This is a genomic window from Micromonospora sp. MH33, from assembly GCF_003013775.1.
GTDB classification, from domain to species: domain Bacteria; phylum Actinomycetota; class Actinomycetes; order Mycobacteriales; family Micromonosporaceae; genus Micromonospora; species Micromonospora fulviviridis.
Genome location: NZ_MUYZ01000621.1, coordinates 1 through 1,542, shown reverse-complemented (window position 1 = coordinate 1,542; position 1,542 = coordinate 1). Strand labels below are relative to the sequence as shown.

The window sequence follows — 1,542 nt, the reverse complement described above, 5'->3', positions numbered from 1 at the left end:
CGCCGCGCGGTCACGTACGAGATACCAGTTGCCGCCGCCCACTCCTTCAAATTCACGGCAGCAACTATAGCGCGCTAAATGTCGCTAAAGACCGCCGAGGCGCCAGCAGTTGTTAACCCCCGGCCGCCGCGATCACGGGGTGAAGACCGCCCGGACGCAGCCGTCGGCCCGGTCCCGGAACAGCGCGTAACCGTCCGCGCCCCGCTCCAGCGGCAGCCGGTGGGTGGCCAGGTGCTCGGTACGCAGCTCGTCGCGGGCCATCCGCTCCAGCAGCATCGGGATCCAGCGCTGCCCGTGCTGCCGGCCGCCGCGCACGGTCAGCCCCTTGTCCAGCACCGCGCCGAGGGGGAAGGTGTCCACGAACCCGGTCCCGGTGCCGAGCAGCACCACGGTGCCGCCCTTGCGGCAGGAGTGCACCGCCTCGCGCAGCGCCAGCGGCCCGTCCGCGCGCCGGCCGGGCCGGCCGGCGAACAGCCCCGGCGACCCGGCCGCCGGGCCGACCGCCTCCACGCACACGTCCGGGCCCCGGCCGCCGCTGCGCTCCCGCAGCTCGGCGGGGACGTCCAGGTACCGGTAGTTGAGCGGTTCCGCGCCGACGTGCCGCTCGACCATGCGCAGCCGCTCGTCGTGGTCGTCGACCACGATCACCCGGTCCGCCCCGCGCAGCCGGGCCGCCGCCGCCGTGAGCTGGCCGACCGCCCCCGCGCCCCAGACCGCCACCACGTCGCCGGGGGCCACCTCGCCCAGCTCGGCGCCCATCCAGCCGGTCGGGGCGGCGTCCGAGGCGAAGACCGCCCGGTCGTCGCTGACCCCCTCGGGCACGGTGAACGCGCCGACGTCGGCGTACGGCACCCGGACGAACTCGGCGTGGCTGCCGGCGAAGCCGCCGAGCAGGGCGGGTCGCCCGTAGCAGCCGGCGGTGGGCTGCCCCCACTCCGGCTCCGCCCCGGCCGCGCCGGTCGTGCCGTTGTCGCAGCAGGCGAAGAGGCCCTGCCGGCAGAACCAGCAGGCCCCGCAGGCGATCCCCGCGCAGACCACCACCCGGTCGGCGACCCGGTGCCGGCGTACCTCCGGCCCGACCTCGACCACCTCGCCGAGGAACTCGTGCCCGAGCACGTCCCCGGCGGCCAGGTGGGGGACCCGCCCGGCCAGCAGCGGCAGGTCGGCACCGCAGGTCACGCTCCGGCGGACCCGCACGATCATGTCCTGAACGTTGCGCAGTTCCGGGTCGGGGACCTGCCGGACCGCCAGCGTGTCGGCGCCCTCCCAGCAGAGCGCCCTCATCCGGCCGTCCCCGGCCGGTCCAGCCGCGAGCGGTCCGCCCGCAGCACCTCCCCGGTCTCCACGAGCTGCTTCGCCTCCCGCAGCGCCTGCCGCAGGAACCGGCCGGGATCGTCGCCGACCAGGTGGGCGGCGAGCCCCGGCAGCGTCGGTTCGCCGCCCAGCGGGCGGGCCGCCAGTTCGGTGCCGCGGCCGCCGGGAGCCGGGCGGGCCGACAGCTCGACCGCCCCGTCGAGCCGGCGCAGCGGTGCCGGCCAGCGC

The 1,542-nt window shown here is 77.0% G+C and carries 1 protein-coding gene and 1 pseudogene; both read right to left on the bottom strand.

Annotated features, from left to right (window positions below; translation table 11 throughout):
• Positions 1 to 132 precede the first annotated feature (132 nt).
• A complete protein-coding gene (locus B0E53_RS36430; RefSeq protein WP_107079916.1) occupies positions 133 to 1,284 on the bottom strand; it encodes an alcohol dehydrogenase catalytic domain-containing protein in 1,152 nt (383 codons plus the stop codon).
• Positions 1,281 to 1,542 (bottom strand): annotated as a pseudogene (locus tag B0E53_RS36425) (hypothetical protein); the annotation flags it as partial. The pseudogene B0E53_RS36425 and the gene B0E53_RS36430, both read right to left, overlap by 4 nt.

Coding starts and splice junctions, on each gene's coding strand:
- B0E53_RS36430 (WP_107079916.1), bottom strand. CDS start 1,284: ATGAGGGCGCTCTGCTGGGAGGGCGCCGACACGCTGGCGGTCCGGCAG.